A 2,534-nucleotide genomic window follows, 5' to 3' on the forward strand; every position below is an offset into this window, starting at 1 on the left:
CAGAGTTAGTGATTGATTTAGAGGCGGAAAAGCAAGAGATTCTAAAAAGATATAGGGCATTACTACGGGCAAGCAAATCTACTTTACAAAAGGGCGATAAAAAAGAAATCAGGAAAGCTTTCGATATGGCACTGGAGAGCCATAAAGATATGCGCCGAAAGTCTGGCGAACCTTACATCTACCACCCCATTGCTGTAGCGCAGATTGCCGCTGAAGAAATTGGCTTAGGAACAACCTCTATTGTATGTGCCTTATTACACGATGTGGTAGAAGATACCGATATCACTTTAGAAGATATTGAACGCGAATTTGGCAAGAAAACCGCTAAAATTATCGACGGTTTAACCAAAATATCTGGCGTTTTCGATACCAATAGCTCTTTACAGGCTGAGAATTTCCGTAAAATGCTGCTTACCCTGGCAGATGATGTGAGGGTAATCCTGATCAAACTTGCCGATCGTTTGCATAACATGCGTACAATGGATTTTATGCCCCGCCACAAGCAGCTTAAAATCGCTTCAGAAACCATTTATTTATATGCACCATTAGCCCATAGATTGGGTTTATATGCCATAAAATCAGAGTTGGAAGATCTTTCGATGAAATATCTCGACCCTGACACTTACAAATTCATTGCAAAAAAATTAAACGAGAAAAAAGCTGAACGTGCGCTTTTCATCAAAAAATTCGTCGAACCGATTGACGAAATTGTTCACGAACAAGGCTTAGTGGCCGATGTTTATGGCAGACCCAAATCAATCCACTCCATCTGGAACAAGATGAAAAAGAAAAATATTCCTTTCGAAGAGGTTTACGATCTTTTTGCCATCCGGATTATTTTGGACTCGGCACCTGAAAATGAAAAGGCCGATTGCTGGAAAGCGTATTCTATTGTTACCGATTTATACCGCCCAAATCCGGATCGTTTACGCGATTGGGTTTCCTCACCAAAAGGAAATGGCTACGAAAGTTTGCATACTACGGTAATGGGGCCACGCGGGCAATGGGTTGAGGTACAGATCCGTACACAACGCATGAACGAAATTGCAGAGAAAGGTTTTGCTGCACACTGGAAATACAAAGAATCGAGTAACGATAACGGCCTGGATCAGTGGATCCAGAAAGTCCGCGAAATGCTGAGCAATCCTGAAGCCAACGCTTTAGATTTCCTTGACGATTTCAAGATGAACCTTTTCTCGGATGAAATTTTTATTTTCACGCCAAAAGGCGCCTTGATCCAGTTGCCATTAGGCGCTACCGCATTAGATTTTGCTTTCGAGATCCATACCGACGTAGGTGCAACCTGTATAGGCGCTAAAGTGAACCACAAACTGGTTCCTATTTCGTATAAGCTTCAAAATGGCGATCAGGTGGAGATTATCACCTCAAGCAAACAAACACCTAAAGAAGATTGGCTAAATGTGGTGGTTACTGCCAAGGCTAAATCGAAAATTAAATCATCTTTAAAAGAAGAAAAGCGGAAAATTGCCGAAAATGGGAAAGAAATCTTAGAAAGGAAGCTGAAATCTTTAAAAATCACCTACAATACCGACAATCTACAAAAGCTAAGTTATTTCTTTAAACTGCCTTCTACACAAGAGCTTTTTGTTAATGTTGCTTTAGGAAAAATCGAGCTGAAAGATATAAAAGAGTATCTGTCGAGTGAGAAAGAAGTTGAAAACCGCGGACCGGAGCGACCTGAAAACCTAACGGTAGACATCGTTAAAACCAAAATGAAGGGCTCGGAAAATGACATTTTGCTCATTGGAGAAGACCTGCAAAAAATAGATTACACGCTAGCCGCATGTTGCAATCCAATCCCTGGTGATGATGTTTTTGGTTTTGTTACCGTAAGTGAAGGGATTAAAATACACCGTACCAACTGCCCTAACGCTGCGCAGCTAATGGCCAATTATGGTTATCGCGTGGTGAAAGCCAAATGGAACAAACAACAGGAATTAACTTTCTTAACCGGCTTACGCATTGTAGGCATTGATGATGTAGGTTTGATCAATAACATCACCAGGGTTATTTCTACCGATTTTAAAGTAAATATGAGGTCAATTACTGTGGATACTAACGAAGGGATTTTTGATGGTTCGATTATGATTTTCGTAAACGATACCGAGCACCTGGAAAACCTGATTAAAAATTTATTAAAAGTTAGAGGTGTTACAGGAGTAACGAGGTTTGATGCCTAATTAGTCCGAAGTCCTGAGTAGTATAGCAGAATTTAGTAAGCAGTTCAGACTGCATAAATAGGAATTTGCGCATAATGGCAATTAAAAACCCTACCCATACTTAARATGAAGATGCAATCTTTAATTATTGGAATCATATTAGTAGCTATTGCGTTTTATCTAATTAAAACCAAATTACTAAACCAACAAACTGAACCGGATAATAATACTGCAAGACCCTCAAAAGAATTTTTACAAAAAATAGAAAGTAAAAATGACAAACTCATATTAGTTAAAAACATTTCAAACTTAGAAATCGATAGTATTATAAATGGATTTTGTAATATGTATAAT

Annotated in this window: 1 protein-coding gene and 1 pseudogene; both read left to right on the forward strand. The window is 38.9% G+C overall.

Annotation, left to right across the window (positions count from 1 at the left end; genetic code table 11):
* The coding region (locus AC1DPQ_RS24390) for a RelA/SpoT family protein (RefSeq protein ID WP_477611149.1) at positions 1-2,201 on the forward strand (2,201 nt) is incomplete at its 5' end.
* Positions 2,202-2,312: 111 nt separating this feature from the next.
* Positions 2,313-2,534: pseudogene (locus AC1DPQ_RS24395) on the forward strand (hypothetical protein); the annotation flags it as partial.

Source organism: Pedobacter sp. 01T416_2 (assembly GCF_056398925.1).